This window comes from Kordia aestuariivivens (assembly GCF_014397005.1).
GTDB lineage: Bacteria > Bacteroidota > Bacteroidia > Flavobacteriales > Flavobacteriaceae > Kordia > Kordia aestuariivivens.
Genome location: NZ_JACGWS010000010.1, coordinates 124830 through 141386 on the forward strand (window position 1 = coordinate 124830; position 16557 = coordinate 141386).

Below are 16557 nucleotides of genomic sequence, written 5' to 3' on the forward strand. Positions count from 1 at the left end.
ATATTATTAACATAGACTCAAAATAATGCAACGCGACGAACAAATTTTTGAATTAATTCAAGCCGAAAAAGAACGACAAAAAGAAGGATTAGAGTTGATTGCTTCTGAGAATTTTACAAGCGAACAAGTTATGGAAGCTGTAGGTTCTGTATTAACCAATAAATATGCTGAAGGATATCCCGGAAAACGCTATTATGGCGGCTGTGAAGTGGTAGACGAAGTAGAAACTATTGCAATTGATAGAGCAAAAGCTTTGTTTGGTGCAGTATGGGCTAATGTACAACCCCACAGTGGAAGTCAGGCAAATACCGCTGTTTTTGCAGCATGTTTAAAACCAGGCGATAAAATCTTAGGATTCGATTTGTCACATGGTGGACATTTAACACACGGATCTCCTGTAAACTTTTCAGGAAAATTATACGATCCTGTTTTTTATGGTGTAGAAGAAGAAACGGGTGTGTTGAATTATGATAAAATTCAAGAAATCGCAACCAAAGAACAACCAAAAATGATCATTGCAGGTGCTTCTGCATATTCAAGAGATATCGATTTTGAACGCTTTCGCGAGATTGCAGATAGTGTAAATGCACTATTATTGGCAGATATTTCACATCCAGCAGGATTGATTGCAAAAGGTGTTTTAAACGATCCAATTCCACATTGTCATATTGTGACCACAACAACACACAAAACTTTACGTGGACCGCGTGGAGGATTGATTATGATGGGAAAAAACTTTGACAATCCATTTGGATTAAAGTTAAAGAACGGAAAATTAAAAAAGATGTCTTCATTATTAGACAGCGCCGTTTTTCCAGGAAATCAAGGTGGACCATTAGAACATGTAATTGCCGGAAAAGCAATTGCTTTTGGTGAAGCGTTGACGGATGAGTTTATGCATTACATCTTACAAGTACAGAAAAACGCCAAAGCAATGGCAGCCGCATTTATGGCAAAAGGATACAATATTATTTCTGGAGGAACGGACAATCACATGATGTTGATTGATCTTAGAAATAAAAATATCACTGGAAAAGATGCTGAAAATGCACTTGGAAAAGCGGATATTACGGTAAATAAAAACATGGTACCTTTTGACGATAAAAGCCCGTTTGTAACTTCTGGAATTCGTGTTGGAACTGCAGCAGTAACTACAAGAGGTTTACTAGAAGGCGACATGGAGCTTATCGTAGAATATATTGATGAAGCGTTGATGAATTATGAAAATGATGAAAAATTAGATAACATTGCGTTTAAAGTAAATGTAATGATGTCTGATAGACCTTTATTTAAAGTTTAATGTCTAAAAGATAAAAGACCGCTACGCTATTAGATTATAGAATAAAGACTAAATAGTATTTAACTGAAAAGCAAAGCTTTTAATTTCCTATTTTTATTCTTGACAAAATAATGTGAAAGGTTTTATCGGACACTAAAAAAAGTTTACTACAAAAAAACAGCAATCGTATTATCTCTAAGATAACGCGATTGCTATTTTTTATTCCGCTTGTTTTCTCTTAACAAGTATATTTAATTCTTATCCAAGAATGTGAATTCCTAAGAATCGTAGTACAGTCATTATTAGCAATGCAACTCCAACAATTACTTTGAAAGGCATTAATTTTTTAGAAACTTTTACCAACGAATCACCAATAGTTGGAATTTGACTTAATACATGCGTTAATAATAATAATCCAGCAGCGATTGCTAATGCATTGTATAATATATGATGAAAGCCTAATAAAAAGTAAATTCCTAATCCTAAGGAAGCACCACCGATGGTTGTGGTAAATGGCATTAATTTTTTAGCAATGTTGTTAAAAAAATCACTTTCGCCATCAAGTCGATCTAAAGCTGTGATACCAAGTAAAATACCAGCTAGGATATTCGCAATTTTATAAATAAGTACAATCATATTCAGTTTTTTTGTGTTAAACTATTCTTTGTTTTATTGTGTACTTACAATATACGCATAAAAATTGCATGATCAAACAGTGTATTTCTTTTATGATTCTTTTCGGTATACTGTTGTCTTTTATAGACGTTTTACCGTTTAATTTTTTTCATGAATTCACTCAGTTCTGTTTCTTTCTGAGTTCCAATTAGAAACTTTTTTCCGTTCAGTAATTCAATAGCGAGTCCTTTTGTTCCTTTTGTGTTGTAGACTGTTCCGTATTTTGTCCAAAGTCGAATTCCCCAACCGCCAACAAAACCATAATCTAATACTTCGGCACTTTTTATAGCTGTCCAATGAATGCGTTTTTTGACAAAAGGGAAGAAGTGCATTCGGATTTCATAGTTGTCAATTTCAGTTTTCAATCGTATTACGTAAAACATCGCAAGTACTACAAAAATAAGTACTGCAAGAATAATCAATCCAACATTAGACATTGGTTTGTCTCCAAATTGTTCGCCAAGAAATAATTGTTTGTAGATTCCGTAAATAGGCAATATTCCAATTCCGATGAGAAGTACCCAAAGCCACCATTGTGTGAATTATTGTTCTTCTTTGAATTGGATATTCATGAGGTATGTTTTTAGGATCAACTAATTTGTAATAAATAATGGGAGTTCTGAATACGTTTTTTGAGCTAGAATTACGTCAAATCGAGTGAAATTCTGGAAGAATTTTGTACCGAGATTAAGTGATTCTATTATGTCGAACTCACATTAAATAGCTAGTTCTGTTGTTGTGAAACATTTTTTATTGCCAAGCAAGTTTTTGCTGATTCAGAATAACTTTAGTCAATTTCAATTTTTTATCGCCATTTTTTAATTCCACTAAACGATATTCAGATTCAGTATGAAACTTAGATTGAAAAGCACGGCTTCCATCAAAAGTTAATTCGTACAGATCATTTTCTTTGGCTTTCCATGTCCCTTTTTTAATTGACAGCACTCCATTTCCACAACCATAGGATTTTGTTAAATCTTTAAAAATGATTTCTCCATTTTCTTTAAATTCAAAAGTATATTGTACATACTTGTCTTTTGGTTTTTTGAGCTTAAGTGTAAATCCACTTTTTAAATAGGTATAAAAATTATCGACATAATAGTTGCCAACTATTTTATTAAGATCGGATTTTTTTGGTGCATCAAAGAGTGAAGTATCAAAATTGAGATTGTCAGATCTCAATTCCGCAATTTTAGTGTAACTAGCGTCAATTTGCTTTTGTTCTTGGTTACAAGCATAACACAAAACAAAAGTTAAAATCAATACTATTTTAGTATATTTTTTCATGATTAATCATCAAACGTAATATGATTGTACGCACCAACATCTGAAGGATTTGTTCGTGGAACACCTAAAATATCTGACTGAATTATGAATGGCATTGCAGGTGTATTTCCAATTCCATTTGCGCCAGAATCTGCACCAATTATGAATTCATTTTTCGCTGTGTCTTTAAAGTCAAACACATCTGAATTTAATATTTTTGTTGTTTCATCAAAAATTAAATCGTTCGAGAAATTATATAAATCATTATTATTAAATCTATTATTGAAATCATTAAACTTGATCAAGCAGTTTGTAAAGTTGTAATTTAATTCGGCTCCATTATTTTTATCTAGAAATAATTCAATACCGTTTGTTCCATCAATAATACAGTTTGAAAAATTAGCTTGTACCAAGTCTGCAGTGAAAACTGTTCCATTTCCAATATCTAAAAAGTTATCCAATAAAACGGTTGGAAATACTCTAAAACTATTCGTCCAATAGTTGGCAAATGTACAATGTCTAAACGTGTATCGTCCGCCTAAGTTAAGATATAATGACGCTTGTCCAGCACTTCCAATAACGGTATTGTTGGCTTCTATATGTCCTGTACGCGCTAGTAACCCGACAGATGAACTGTTGTATATTTTTGAATTGTTTAGTGTTAAAGTTGGATTTGCGGTGCCATCACTATTTTCTGTTAAGATTCCCACAGAAGCATTTTTAATGGTTGCGTAATTGATGTTGTTATTTGTACTTCCATCTGTCAACCAAATTGTTCCCCATTGTCCTGGAACATCCGCAAAACCAGGTTCTAAACGATCGCCTTCAAAGATAACTTCACCTTCAAGTACTTCCGTTGTACTCAATACGCCATTGACTTGCAATGAACCTAAGTTACCGACAATTAAGCCAGAATCTGCATGAAAATGCACTCTTGCGCCAGCTTCTATATTTAAAACTTTATTTTGACCAACAGCTGCGTATCCGTATACAACATACGGTTTTTCGTTTGTCCAATTGAGTTCTGTATCTTCCAAAAAGAAACCTTCTACACGTGATTCATTGCCTTCGTCATCTACGCCAAGGAGTAATGTTTCAATAGTACCATCATTAAATTGTTGTGGAAATAAGAAAACGGCATCTTGTACTAACGTGACCAATTCTACTTTTTGTTCGTTGCCTCCGGTGTCAAATTCAATTGCGTCTGTATATAAAAATTGATCACCACCTGTAAAATCGTTGATGTCAATCGTGCTTTCTACAAAAACAAACATACTATCGTTTGCTAATAATTCAATGTCTTGAAATATTTTTCCAGCAATTCCATCTACATTTAAACGATATTTAGAACTTTCGCCTTCGCCCAATTGAATCGTAGGAATGCGAATATCGTCATCAGTTCGGTTATACACTTTTAAGTTGTACGTGCTTGAACCAATGTTGGTAAAAATAGTATCAAGATATACGGTATCTTTTGAAAATTGGAGTTGTCCGGAGCTAGGAACCGTAACAAAATCTTTACGACATGAACTCCAAAGTATTGCAATTGCAAAAATTAAAAAAGCATATAAAAATTTCTTCATTGTGATAGTTTAAATAGACACATATCGTTTTCAGATACATGTAGGTGTAAAAATATAACTTTTTGAAGTTCTTATTATTGTTTTAGCGGTTTAATTTTTCATGATTTAGTGACTCAATTCACGATAAAGAACGTACTAAAAGCTAAAAATGCGCACAATTTTTTGAATTATCTAAACGTTAATGATAGCTTAATTAACAGTTGTGAATCAATTAAAAGTGCTAATATGCATGTAAGAATAAAATTTTTTTAAAGATTTTTATTTTTCTTGGGTAACATCCTTGAAGAATTGAAACTTTATAATATATCATGTGCATCATGGTATAAATTTTGATGTAAACACAACAATGAATTATCAAGTCTTAGGTACATAATAAAGTGGAATAATGCCATGAAAAACAGCCTAACATTTAAGTAAACCACTGAAGTGATCTTTTGTATATTAAAAGTAAACTTCGCCTAGCAATGGAAATCATTGCAGGACTTGATTATATTGAAACTCCTTTTATTCGTAGAAGGAGTTTCTTAGTATTTAATTATTCTCAAGGTTCTGTTTCTGGGCTTTTTTAGCTTTGCGTTTCGCTCTTTCGGCACGCTTTCTTTCGCGCTTTTCTCTCCATTTTTTCTTTTGAAACTCGAAATAATTCTTTGTGCGTTCCTCTTTTTCTTTGATTTCCTCTTTGGACATTGGTTTTTTGTAATAATCTTCGGAATAACAGCTTACAGCTACACCAACAGCACCGCCAAGTACAATGACCTCACTTAAGCTTCCATCACTGAGAAGTATGATATTATAAGTATATTTATTAACATGAACTTTAATTTCTTTACTTTCAAAACCTTCATAACTGATAACTAGGATCTGTCCGAGATTTGCTTTGATACTAAAGTTACCATCAAAATCGGTCGTTTTCCCTATATCTGTGCCTTTTATGACTATCGATGCGCCCTGAAGTGGTAAGCCACTATCATCTGTAACGGTTCCATTCACAGTTGAAATTTGATTTACTGTTTTCCCTTGTCTTTGTAATGAACTAATATTTAAAGATGTAAAAGTTGAAGTATTGGTTTGTTCCGTTTTTGGAATATTTTGATTTCCTTTTTTAACTTCTTGCGAAAATAAAGCCATTGGAAATAGGAGTGAAGCCGCATACGAAAGCCAGTGATTTCGTTTTTTTCGGTCCACAATTAATTTACGATCCAATTGAGAAGCATGAAATCGTCCGCAAAGATTTGTATTTGCAACCGCATATTTTACAATTTCTTCATCGCTTTTGGCTGAAAAATCAATCACTTCTTTTGTGCAAACACCACAGAATTTTCCTTTTTCTGTTGGAGTCATGTTGTTCCAATCTTCATGACACGGTTCTGGAATGCTTACTTTTATTTCAGGATATTTCATGCGCATGTTTTACTTTTTAGAATCGTCTTTCTTTTCAGCTTTGCGTCTCGCTCTTTCGGCACGTTTTCTTTCTCGTTTTTCTCTCCACTTTTTCTTTTGAAGTGTAAAATATTTTTTAGTACGCTCATCACGTTCTTTGATTTCTTCTTCGGTCATTGGTTTTGGATAAGAAGTTGTATCATACTTACTTACATATCCGTATTCATCTGCTCCTTCAGGTTCCGAAAAACAAACCATTCCAACCATCATTCCTATTGTATCATCATACTCAAGCAATGCATTGTATTCACGTCTATTTTCGTTTATTTTGATTTCTTTACTTGCAAACCCAACATAACTAATCACTAAAATGTCTCCTGCTTTTACATCGAGTTGGTATTTTCCATCAAAATCAGTTGTTTTTCCTATGCCAGTGCCTTTTATCAATACAGTTGCGCCAGGTAATGGAAGTCCTGCATCGTCTGTCACAATTACGGTTACGGTAAATCTTTCATTTTGAAGTGTAGTGTTTGTTGTTCCTTTTCTTTGAAGTGAACTTATATGTAATGATTTAAAGTTTGAAATATCAATTGTCTCAATTTTGGAAACTTTTCCAGTTTTTTGTGGTTTTTCTTGAGAGAATAAAGCCATCGGTAATAGAAAAGAAGCTGCATACGACAACCAATGATTTCTTTTTTTTCGATCAGCAATCAGTTTTCTATCTAATTGAGAAACATGAAAACGTCCGCAAATATTTCTATGATTTGAAAAGTATGTTATAATTTCTTCATCGCTATCAGCTGCAAAATCAACAACTTCTTTTGTACAAACACCACAAAACTTACCTTTTTCTGTTGGAGTCATGTTGTTCCAATTTTCATGACACGGTTTTGGGATGCTTACTTTTAGTTCAGGATCTTTCATAAGAATGGTTTTTACTTTTTAGAATTGTCTTTTTTTGCTTTCCTTTCAGCTCTTCTTTTTTCACGTTCTGCACGTCTTCTTTCGCGTTTTTCTTTTCTAGCTTTCTTTTTATCTACTTTAACATCATTTGCATTTACTGGAACTGCCAAACCTGCAACACCAGATAAGTTTCTATATACACTATATCCAGTTATAGCGACTAATTCTAATGAATCACCAGGTTTTAGTTCAATTTTATAGGGAGTCTCCGTTGTAACTGCTTTTATTTCAAAAGTTTCGTAACCTGTATAACTTATCATTAATACATCGTTGCGTTTTACTTTCGTATTGAAGTTTCCATCAAAATCGGAGAATGCTTTTGTTTCCGTTCCTTTTATTTGAATAGTTGCGCCAGGTAATGGTAATCCAGTATCATCTGTAACGGTTCCAGTTACAACAATAGAATCATTTTGAATCACGGTTGCAATTTTTCCTCGTTGGTGCAAAGAACCAATATTCAAAGATTTAAAATCTTTATTATCGGTTTGTTCTGTTTTGGGAGTTTTTGAAGCTACTTTTTTTGCTTCTTGCGAAAATAAAGTCATCGGCAACAATAACGAAGCTGCATACGACAACCAATAATTTCGTTTTTTTCGATCTACAATTAATTTGCGATCCAATTGTGAAGTATGAAAACGTCCGCAAACATTCATGTTTTTTTGAAAGTGCTTTACAATAGTCTCATCACTCTCAGCTGTGAAATCGATCACTTCTTTCGTGCAAACACCACAAAATTTACCTTTTTCTGTTGTTGTCATTTGGTTCCAATCTTCATGACACGGTTCGGGAATGCTTACTTTTATTTCTTGATATTTCATGGTTTTAGCTTTAAGTAGTATCAAATAAAAGGCAAAATTCATCTTGAAGAAACTAGCAATGAGTAAACAGGTGTTTTTAATGAGTAAACATACTAAAGCACAAAAAACTCCTTTACTTCAATACAGAAATAAAGGAGTTTGATAAAATTCACAAATAAGTCTAAACGATTTCGCTTACGATAAAGTTAAAGCCACTTGCAACAGGCGTTTCTGTTCCGCTTACATTTTGAAATACTTGCATGGTAAATCCTCCTGAATACGAATACAACATGTACGTTAATCCAAGTGCTTGTAATGTAGGAGATACAACCACAGATGGGTTTGTTACATTATTATTATAAGAAATCGTAAATTTCTTTTGATTGGAATCGTACTGACATGAAAAATTGTTGTTGCTCGTAATTTGACCACTCGAAGTGACCGTTCCGCAATAAGTTGACATAATTTTAAGGTTTTAAATGATTAATAATATGTTAGTTTTCATATCAAATATTTCACTTGGTGCCAAGTTTATAATTTGATACACTCCAAAATTAGAACCTCTTACATTCATATAAAAGATAGCTTCTACGTGATTTAAAACACGTGTTTTAAGATGCTAAATGCGTAGAAATACATATATATAACTGTCTTTATTACAGTAATTTAGTATTGAAACAAAAAACAATTAATTATGGCTTTAGAACCAATTGAAAATTTCGACGAAATAGAAATAGAAGACGCGTCTGATCAAACTGCAGCTTGGCAAGAAAAAAATAGTTTGAAAGCTTTTATATTCCATCAAAATGATATCGACTGTCTATTGGATAATGAAGTAGCAATAGCGGTCAGGTTTTACATGGGAATTAGAACATGTGATAGTGATACGGAAAGAACAACGCTTGTTCCCGATATGATGGTTGTTGGTGCTGATAGTGACGGAAATGATCTTATTGAAGAAGAAGGCGTTAGCGGCATATATAACTTTGCATTGCCGTGCCCAAGAGCGTGCGATCCAGGAAGTGTTTTATTTCACAAAGAATATGCAAGCACCATTACTTGTGGAGAAACTGAAAAAACAGTTGTGCATTCTACGGATGATACATGTAACATTCTAGCATATTCCATTAGTTTAGATACAGCTTTTGTGCGTACCAAACTTTGGCAAGACCAAAATGCATTACGATCTATTCTTATAGGAAAAGAAGACTTATCGGCAATTTTTAAAGAATATGATGCAACGCTCATACGAATTTATTTTGCGCTAGGTGAAGATGATTTGCATAGAATCATACTTATAGGTGCTGAAGAAGCAACAAATGATCAAGGAGAAAAGTATTATGCAGATATTCCTCGTGAATATCTATACACAAATGATTTAGCACCATGCACCACGACACACACAAATACATGTGCCAAGGATAGCCCTTTATGTCACGGATGTAACTAATTATTTTATATGGCATCAACCGCAAATATTATTAGTGAAATAGCACAATTTTCCATTGTACTACCCATAACGGCATGTGTGTTTCGATACAAACGCTTTGATAAATTATTTTGGACATTAGGTATTTTACTTGCCTTTGCAGGAATCATCTCATATAGCGCATATCAATTGTATATAAAAGGAGAAAATAATATGCATTTGCTGCATGTGTATACGGTTGTTGAATATACGTTGTGGAGCCTATTTTACTATCAATTATTTCAAAAAGTATGGGTAAAACGATTGCTTATAAGCTTGAATATACTTTTTATACTATTCTCTATTTATAATGTGCTCAATTGGCAACCTTTAGATACATACAATTCGTATGGGCGATCGTTGGAAGGCATACTATTACTATGTTTTGCGATTGGTTGGTTTTATAAAGTATTTATCAATAGTGCTATAAAACGTTTAGAAACACATCCGATATTTTGGATCAATGCAGGTGTGTTGGTTTATTTTTCGGGTGCTTTTTTATTATTCTCTTCCAAAAATTTTATGCAAAAAATTTCCAGAGAAGAATTTATCGCAATTTGGACATTACATGGAATCTTCCTAATAATTCATTATCTTTTTATCTCAATAGGTATATGGTTGAAAAAGCGATAGAAACAACATCCGATAGCGGATTAACAGTTATTTATACAGGTATGTTAGGAATGTTTTTCCTAGCATTTGCCATTGTTGGTTTTGTCATCATCTACAAAAGAAGATTGCTAAAACAACAAATGAAATTACAAGAACAGCAAATTCTACATCAGCAACAATTACTAAACACTTCTGTAGAAATTCAAGATGAAGAACGAAAACGCTTTGCCGCTGACTTACATGATGAAATTGGTGGCGGAATCTCTACGATTTTATTGAGCGTTTCAAAACTTAAAAAAGAAGCGCTTAAAGACACGAATACAGTTGCACAATCAGAAAAAATTCATCATCAACTCAATGATTTACTAAAAAAAGTTCGTGAAATCTCATACAATATCATGCCGCCAACGTTGGAAGACTTTGGACTGAATGAAACAGTAAGCGATCTATGTTTTACCATTTCGGAAACGGATATTATTATGGTTGATTATGAGTGGAATGGCGAAGAAAAACGATTGAATTTTTCGCAAGAATTAATAGTATATCGCATTATAAAAGAAATTTTGGTAAATGTTGTGAAACATGCAGAAGCAACGAAAGTTGTGATTACAATTGATAATACTGCGGAATCTTTCAAGCTTTTAATACAGGATAACGGCAAAGGATTTGACACTGAAACCACAAAAAAAGGCGCAGGATTGCGAAACATAAAAGATCGGGCATTAATAATTGGTGCCGAATTGATCATTTCATCAAAAATAAATTCAGGAACAACCGCACGTTTACATTTAAACAAATAAAAACATGATACACATAGCGTTAGTAGACGATCATTTGCTATTCAGAGAAGGCATCAAAGCGATTTTTCAAGAAGAAAAAAATATGGAAATCAGCTTGGAAGCTTCTGATGGAAACGAATTTCTAAATTCATTACGAAGTGCTGTGGTCAAGCCAAATGTGGTATTACTAGACATTCGGATGCCAAATTTGGATGGTTACGCTACTGCGGAACTATTACTAACGGAATATCCCGATATGAAAATTATTGTGCTGACGATGCATGAAGAAGAACGCCATATCATCCGAATGATAGAATTGGGCGTAAATGGTTATCTCATGAAAAATGCAAGCCCTGATGAGGTGCTGGAAAGTATTGATTGTGTTATGGAACACGATTATTATTTCAACAATAAAATTACCAATATCATGCGTAAAGTGATGATGTACAAAGGAAAACGAACTGCCGATAACAGCATGTACGAGCTGACGGAACGCGAAATAGAAGTCTTAGAATTAATCTGTAAAGAATTCACTGCCAAAGAAATAGGAGAGAAGTTGTTCATCAGTTTTCGTACGGTAGAAGGTCATCGCAAAAAATTGCTTTCCAAACTAAACGTTCGTAACACAGCCGGATTGGTGGTCTTAGCTTTAAAAAATGAAATTGTTCAGATCTAAAATTTTAAATGCTGAATGTTAAATTTTGAATTAAAAAGTAATTTCACCTAACACCTAAACAGCAAATTAAAATAAGCAAAATCTTTTCAGTATCTTGAGCAACTATTAAAAAGGTATTTTTTAAATTTTTGCTATGAAAAAAATCCAATTCCTATTGCTATTCCTAATAGCAACGGTTGTGTATTCGCAATCACCAACGTCAAATAATTCTAGTCAACTCTACAAAGATGCGCCAACGTGGGCAAAACTCATGTATAGCGAAAATCCAAACGTAAATACAATTGATGATTTATACGCTACATATTTTAAAACACATTCGTTTGAAAAATCATATCATACACAATATTACAAAAGATGGCGACGCGCAATCAATCCGTTTCTAAATGGTGAAGGATATTACGATCACACAAAAAAATTACAACTCAAAGCTGCAATTTCACGATTGCAAACGGTACAAAATAATCATCAAGAAATGGGGAATTGGTCTCCAATTGGACCTTTTGAAAGTTACAAAGAAGGCGGAACAGTCTTAAGTGGCGCGCAAACTAATGTATACAGCATCAGTAAATGTTTAGCTGTTCCTGATGTATTGTATTGCGGAACCGAATCGGGCGAAGTCTACAAAACCAGTAATGGAGGTGATACTTGGACAAACGCATCTAAAACGTTAGTGACCACATTAGCACCACAAGCAGTTATAGCAAATGCAGGAATCAGCGCAATTGCTGTACATCCTGTAAATCCAGATATCGTTTACGCAGGTTCAGGAAGTGAAGTATTCAAAACTACCGATGGCGGAATTTCTTGGACAACCGTTTTTGACAGTAACATACCACTTTTCGGATACATTGAAAACCCTGCAGAAATCAATATCAATCTAAGCAATCCAGAAATTATTTTACTCGCAGGAAAAGCAGGAATGCATAGAACTACAAATGGCGGAACTTCATGGACGCAAGTACTAGCCAACGAATGTTTTGACATCAAAGCACAACCTGGAAATCCAAATACATTGTATACGGTAAGACGCAATACGGCAACAAATACGCATCAATTTCTAAAATCTACCAATGCTGGTATCACTTGGATTGTACAAACGAACGGTTGGTATACTTCAACAGATGCAAACAGGTCTGTTGTTGGCGCAAGAATCGCGGTAAGTGATGCAAATGCTTCAAAAGTATATGCTTTTCTAATTGGTGATTCTAAAGCTGGTGACAATGGATTTATTGGCGTGTATAGAAGTGATGATGCGGGAGTTTCATGGACAAATCCTATGGGATATGATGGCGCGCCATACACTGCTACACATCCAAACTTATTAAATTCAGATACTTCTGTAACTGGGTTCAATCAAGGGTTTTACAACTGTGCCATTATGGGTTCAAATTCTAGTGCGGATGAAATTTTGGTGGGCGGAATTGGAATGTGGAAATCTACCGACGGCGGACAAACATTTACCTGTATTTACAACTATGGTTGCGGAAGTTACGAGCCAATGCACGTAGATATGCAAGACTTTAGAGCGTACGGAAACGAATATTGGGCAACAACAGATGGCGGAATCTTTAAATCGAATGATTTATTTGATTCGCAGCCCGAATTTAAAATGAATGGTGTGCACGGAACCGATTTCTGGGGATTTGGCTCTGGCTGGAATCAAGATTTATTAGTCGGCGGAACTTTTCACAATGGCGTTGATGTCTACGCAGAAGGATTTCCTGCTGGGGTTTTCTTAGATTTAGGCGGCGGAGAACCTGCTTCTGGATATGTAAATCCAGGATCATCACGAATTTATTCAACAAACATTGGAAGTAAAATAATTCCAAATACACTTAGTGGAGCAGTTTTGAATGCTTCTATGGGATTAGCGCCTACGGAAGAACCTTGGTTTGCACAATCGTCCGAAATGGAATTTCATCCAAGTTGTTACAATCATGTATACTTAGGGAATTCAAATCAATTATATAAGAGTGTTGATGGCGGCGCAAATTATGAAGCTATATATACAGCAGCAGCGAACAGTACTGTTTTAGGTATTGAAATTTCTCGTAGAAATACAAATACGATGTTTATTGTGGTTCGACCAAATTCGGGAAATGCTTTTCTAGTAAAAACTACGGATAGTTGGGCAACGAATACAACCATCACACTTCCAAATGTAAACACAACACTTGCATTGATAAGTTTGGATCCAGAAAATGATCAAACAATATGGTTAGCGTTTCCACGTGGAGACAATGGAAACAAAATATTCAAAAGTATCAATGGTGGTGTTTCTTGGACAAATGAAACTTCTAGCGAATTAGACGGACAAAACATTCAGGTAATGACCACTATTGGTGGAACAAATGGTGGTGTGTATCTTGGTACAAGCATGACTGTTTATTATAAAAATAATACAATGCCAGCGTGGGCGATAGACAATAGCAATTTGCCACTTACGGTTGGCGCTAATGATTTGCGACCATTTTACAGAGATGGAAAAATACGTTTGGCGAGTTATGGAAAAGGAATCTGGGAAAGTAACTTATATGAAGCACCAACACGTCCTGTAGCTAATATTATGGTTGACAAACTAACGGCTACTTGTGCAGGTGATATTTTCTTTTTTGATGATTATTCAATGTTAAATCATACCTCCGCAACGTGGGCTTGGACATTTGAAAATGCTAATATCGCGACTTCTTCCATGAGAAATCCACAAGTAAGTTTTAATTCAGCAGGAACTCATTTAGTGACTTTAACAGTTACGAATGCAGCAGGAGTTTCTGATAGTGATTCAATTACAATAGCTATTGAAACACTCACAAATACTGAGTTGGATGAAGATTTTGAAGTAGCTTTTGTACCCGATGGTTGGTCGCGAGAATCAAGTGGAAATCTTTCTTGGACGTATCAAAATACCGTTGGAGGTTTTGGTCTAAGTACCAACTCCATGTTTGTAAACAACTTTACCATTTCGCAAGTTGGAGATTATTGTGACATTATTGCGCCATTAAACATGACAAACACCAATGCTGGTGATGCTGTATTAACTTTTGATGTAGCGTATGCATTATACTCAGCAGCCTATGCAGATGGATTAGAAGTGCAGATTTCTGCTGATTGCGGCGCAACATGGACTTCTGTGTACAATAAAGTGGGAAGTGTGCTAGCAACGGCTCCAAATACGACGGCGCAGTTTGTACCAACTGCAGCGCAATGGCGACAAGAAACGGTTGATCTTTCTGCATATATCGGAAATGAAAATGTGCAAGTGAAATTTAGAAACATCAATGCGTACGGACAAGCATTATATATTGATAATATCAATCTGGGAAGTACACTTAGTATTGAAGAAGTTACGTCTGACGTGCTAACTTTCTATCCAAATCCAGTTGAAAGTAGTGGAAATGTATTTGTGAGAAGCAGAAACAATACGGATATAAAACTCTCTTTGTACAATCTTCAAGGGAAACACATTGGAACAATTTTTACGCAAACCAACAAAGCCATTTCAATAAAACAATGGAATTTAAGCACAGGCGCGTATCTATACAATATCAAATCAGATAATAAAATAAAGAAAGGAAAGCTGATTATTTATAAGTAAGCCTCAGTTTTCAGTTGACAGTTGACAGTTTCGTTTGTTTGTTGAATTTTGTTTAAAGTCAAATAAATAAGATTTATAGTATAAAAAATTAATTTAACTCAAAACTCAAAACTCAAAACTCAAAACTCAAAACTCACAACTTTCACACTGAGCAAAGTCGAAGTGCACAACTCACACACAGAACAAAGTACTATTTCACCATAATCTCAACTTCAAAAAGCTTGTCCCAATACTTTCCTGTGACAAAATAGGTGTTGGTTTTTGCATTGTAAGCGATTCCGTTAAAGACATCAATATTAGGATGATTTGTCACTTTTTCTTTCAAGCCTCTAAAATCAATAATACCTTCTAGCGCGCCATTTATTGGGTTGATAATCATCATGCTTGGTTTTTGGTAACTATTGGCAAAAATCTTTCCGTCAATGTATTCCAATTCATTGGCTTTAATATAGGTGCGTTTATTGTCACACACTTGAATTGCGTATTGTTCTTTTAAGGTTGCTGGATCTAAAATCCAAATTTTCTCAGTTCCGTCACTTTTAAATAACTTTTCGCCGTCAGTACACAATCCCCAACCTTCTTTACTATTTTGATAGGTAAATGTGTCCAAACGCTCTAAATTATCAGGATTGAAGATAAACCCAGTATTTGATCGCCAAGTAAGCATATATAATTTGTCATTCAACACCGTAATTCCTTCTCCAAAATATCGGTTATCCAAATCAATTTTTTGATATACTTTTCCAGTCTTATAATCTACTTTACGTAAAGACGATTCGCCACGCTGTCCGGTACTTTCAAATAAAGTATCTCTATAAAATTCCAAACCTTGTGTATAGGCTTTTACATCATGTGGAAATGTATTTACAATTTTATAGGTATACACTTTAGGAGCTGTATTTGATAAAATAGTCAATTGATCACGTACGCTTTTCGTTTTTCCATCATCGTATGAAACGACTGCTTTCAAAAAATGCTTTCCTAAAAGTGTATTTTCAGGAATTATAGTTTCCAATTCCAACGGATTTGTACTTGTATTTGTCAATTCTTGATCGTTTATAGAATAGGTAATACTCGCGATTGTTAGGTTTTCTTTGTTGGAAACCTTCGCTTTTAATGCAGTATTTAGTGGGAATTTCCCCGTTTCTCCTTCAATTTTTAAAGAAAAAGGAGGAGGAGTTGGTTTTTTTTCGCCACCACAGGCAAAAATAATCAAGCTTAAAAATGTGATTATGAATATATTATATAATTTCATTGGAATACTTTATTTCTGGCAAGTTAATTCATTAAAATCAGTTTAAAAAATCATTGCTAAAATGTAAAAACATATTATCTTTGCATCGGCAAGTCCTACACAACCAGCTCCTGTTGAATCCTCCAGGGCGGGAACGCAGCAAAGGTAAATGGTTGAGCGGTGTGATGTAGGTAGCTTGCCATTTTTTATTCTCCAAAGTCAAGGCTTAATTTCTCCTTTTTTTTAAGCA

15 protein-coding genes and 1 other RNA gene are annotated in these 16557 nt (G+C 34.4%); 7 read left to right on the forward strand and 9 right to left on the reverse strand.

Translation table 11 applies throughout. The features are described from left to right. Nucleotides 1-25: 25 nt before the first annotated feature. Nucleotides 26-1300, forward strand: a complete 1275-nt coding sequence (gene glyA / locus H2O64_RS16230) for a serine hydroxymethyltransferase (protein ID WP_187563268.1) — start codon at nt 26-28, stop codon at nt 1298-1300. A 237-nt stretch (nt 1301-1537) separates the two neighbouring features. On the opposite strand, the gene H2O64_RS16235 is transcribed toward glyA, so the two are convergent. The 8 genes from H2O64_RS16235 to H2O64_RS16270 all read right to left on the reverse strand — a co-directional run bounded on the left by H2O64_RS16235 (nt 1538) and on the right by H2O64_RS16270 (nt 8406). Further along, nucleotides 1538-1915: a hypothetical protein gene (locus tag H2O64_RS16235; protein WP_215907182.1), complete on the reverse strand. Its 378-nt coding sequence runs from the start codon at nt 1913-1915 to the stop codon at nt 1538-1540. A 131-nt stretch (nt 1916-2046) separates the two neighbouring features. Further along, nucleotides 2047-2451 (reverse strand): hypothetical protein, encoded by a 405-nt coding sequence (locus tag H2O64_RS16240; RefSeq protein WP_235982900.1) that lies wholly within the window; start codon nt 2449-2451, stop codon nt 2047-2049. A gap of 253 nt (nt 2452-2704) precedes the next feature. After that, on the reverse strand, nt 2705-3241 hold the full coding sequence (locus H2O64_RS16245) for a hypothetical protein (protein WP_187563269.1): 537 nt from the start codon (nt 3239-3241) through the stop codon (nt 2705-2707). Between the two features lie 2 nt (nt 3242-3243). After that, the gene (locus tag H2O64_RS16250) at nt 3244-4803 is read right to left on the reverse strand and encodes a hypothetical protein (RefSeq protein WP_187563270.1); all 1560 of its coding nucleotides are present in this window, start codon (nt 4801-4803) and stop codon (nt 3244-3246) included. 531 nt (nt 4804-5334) lie between these two features. After that, the gene (locus H2O64_RS16255; protein ID WP_187563271.1) at nt 5335-6204 is read right to left on the reverse strand and encodes a carboxypeptidase-like regulatory domain-containing protein; all 870 of its coding nucleotides are present in this window, start codon (nt 6202-6204) and stop codon (nt 5335-5337) included. A 9-nt stretch (nt 6205-6213) separates the two neighbouring features. After that, entirely contained in the window at nt 6214-7107 is an 894-nt protein-coding gene (locus H2O64_RS16260) for a carboxypeptidase-like regulatory domain-containing protein (protein ID WP_187563272.1), read from the reverse strand. 11 nt (nt 7108-7118) lie between these two features. Then, nucleotides 7119-7964: a carboxypeptidase-like regulatory domain-containing protein gene (locus H2O64_RS16265; RefSeq protein WP_187563273.1), complete on the reverse strand. Its 846-nt coding sequence runs from the start codon at nt 7962-7964 to the stop codon at nt 7119-7121. Nucleotides 7965-8124: 160 nt separating this feature from the next. After that, nucleotides 8125-8406, reverse strand: coding sequence for a hypothetical protein (locus tag H2O64_RS16270; protein ID WP_187563274.1), 282 nt, complete (start codon nt 8404-8406; stop codon nt 8125-8127). Nucleotides 8407-8637: 231 nt separating this feature from the next. Here H2O64_RS16270 and H2O64_RS16275 point away from each other — a divergent pair, with 231 nt between their 5' ends. The 5 genes from H2O64_RS16275 to H2O64_RS16295 all read left to right on the forward strand — a co-directional run bounded on the left by H2O64_RS16275 (nt 8638) and on the right by H2O64_RS16295 (nt 15073). Next, nucleotides 8638-9393 (forward strand): hypothetical protein, encoded by a 756-nt coding sequence (locus H2O64_RS16275; protein WP_187563275.1) that lies wholly within the window; start codon nt 8638-8640, stop codon nt 9391-9393. A 9-nt stretch (nt 9394-9402) separates the two neighbouring features. Continuing rightward, entirely contained in the window at nt 9403-10044 is a 642-nt protein-coding gene (locus H2O64_RS16280) for a hypothetical protein (RefSeq protein ID WP_187563276.1), read from the forward strand. Continuing rightward, nucleotides 10026-10823 carry a sensor histidine kinase gene (locus H2O64_RS16285; RefSeq protein ID WP_187563277.1) on the forward strand — a complete coding sequence of 266 codons (798 nt, stop codon included), beginning with the start codon at nt 10026-10028 and terminating at the stop codon, nt 10821-10823. Before H2O64_RS16280 ends, H2O64_RS16285 begins: the two co-directional genes overlap by 19 nt. Before the next feature lie 4 nt (nt 10824-10827). Further along, nucleotides 10828-11478 carry a response regulator transcription factor gene (locus H2O64_RS16290; protein ID WP_187563278.1) on the forward strand — a complete coding sequence of 217 codons (651 nt, stop codon included), beginning with the start codon at nt 10828-10830 and terminating at the stop codon, nt 11476-11478. Between the two features lie 133 nt (nt 11479-11611). Beyond that, entirely contained in the window at nt 11612-15073 is a 3462-nt protein-coding gene (locus H2O64_RS16295; RefSeq protein WP_187563279.1) for a T9SS type A sorting domain-containing protein, read from the forward strand. A gap of 190 nt (nt 15074-15263) precedes the next feature. Here the strand turns inward: H2O64_RS16295 and H2O64_RS16300 are convergent, their stop codons facing one another. Next, complete coding sequence (locus H2O64_RS16300) at nt 15264-16328, reverse strand: glutaminyl-peptide cyclotransferase (protein ID WP_187563280.1); 1065 nt, start codon at nt 16326-16328, stop codon at nt 15264-15266. Between the two features lie 86 nt (nt 16329-16414). Between H2O64_RS16300 and ffs the strand changes: the two genes are divergently transcribed. Beyond that, nucleotides 16415-16512: signal recognition particle sRNA small type (gene ffs, locus H2O64_RS16305), an RNA gene on the forward strand. Nucleotides 16513-16557 lie beyond the last annotated feature (45 nt).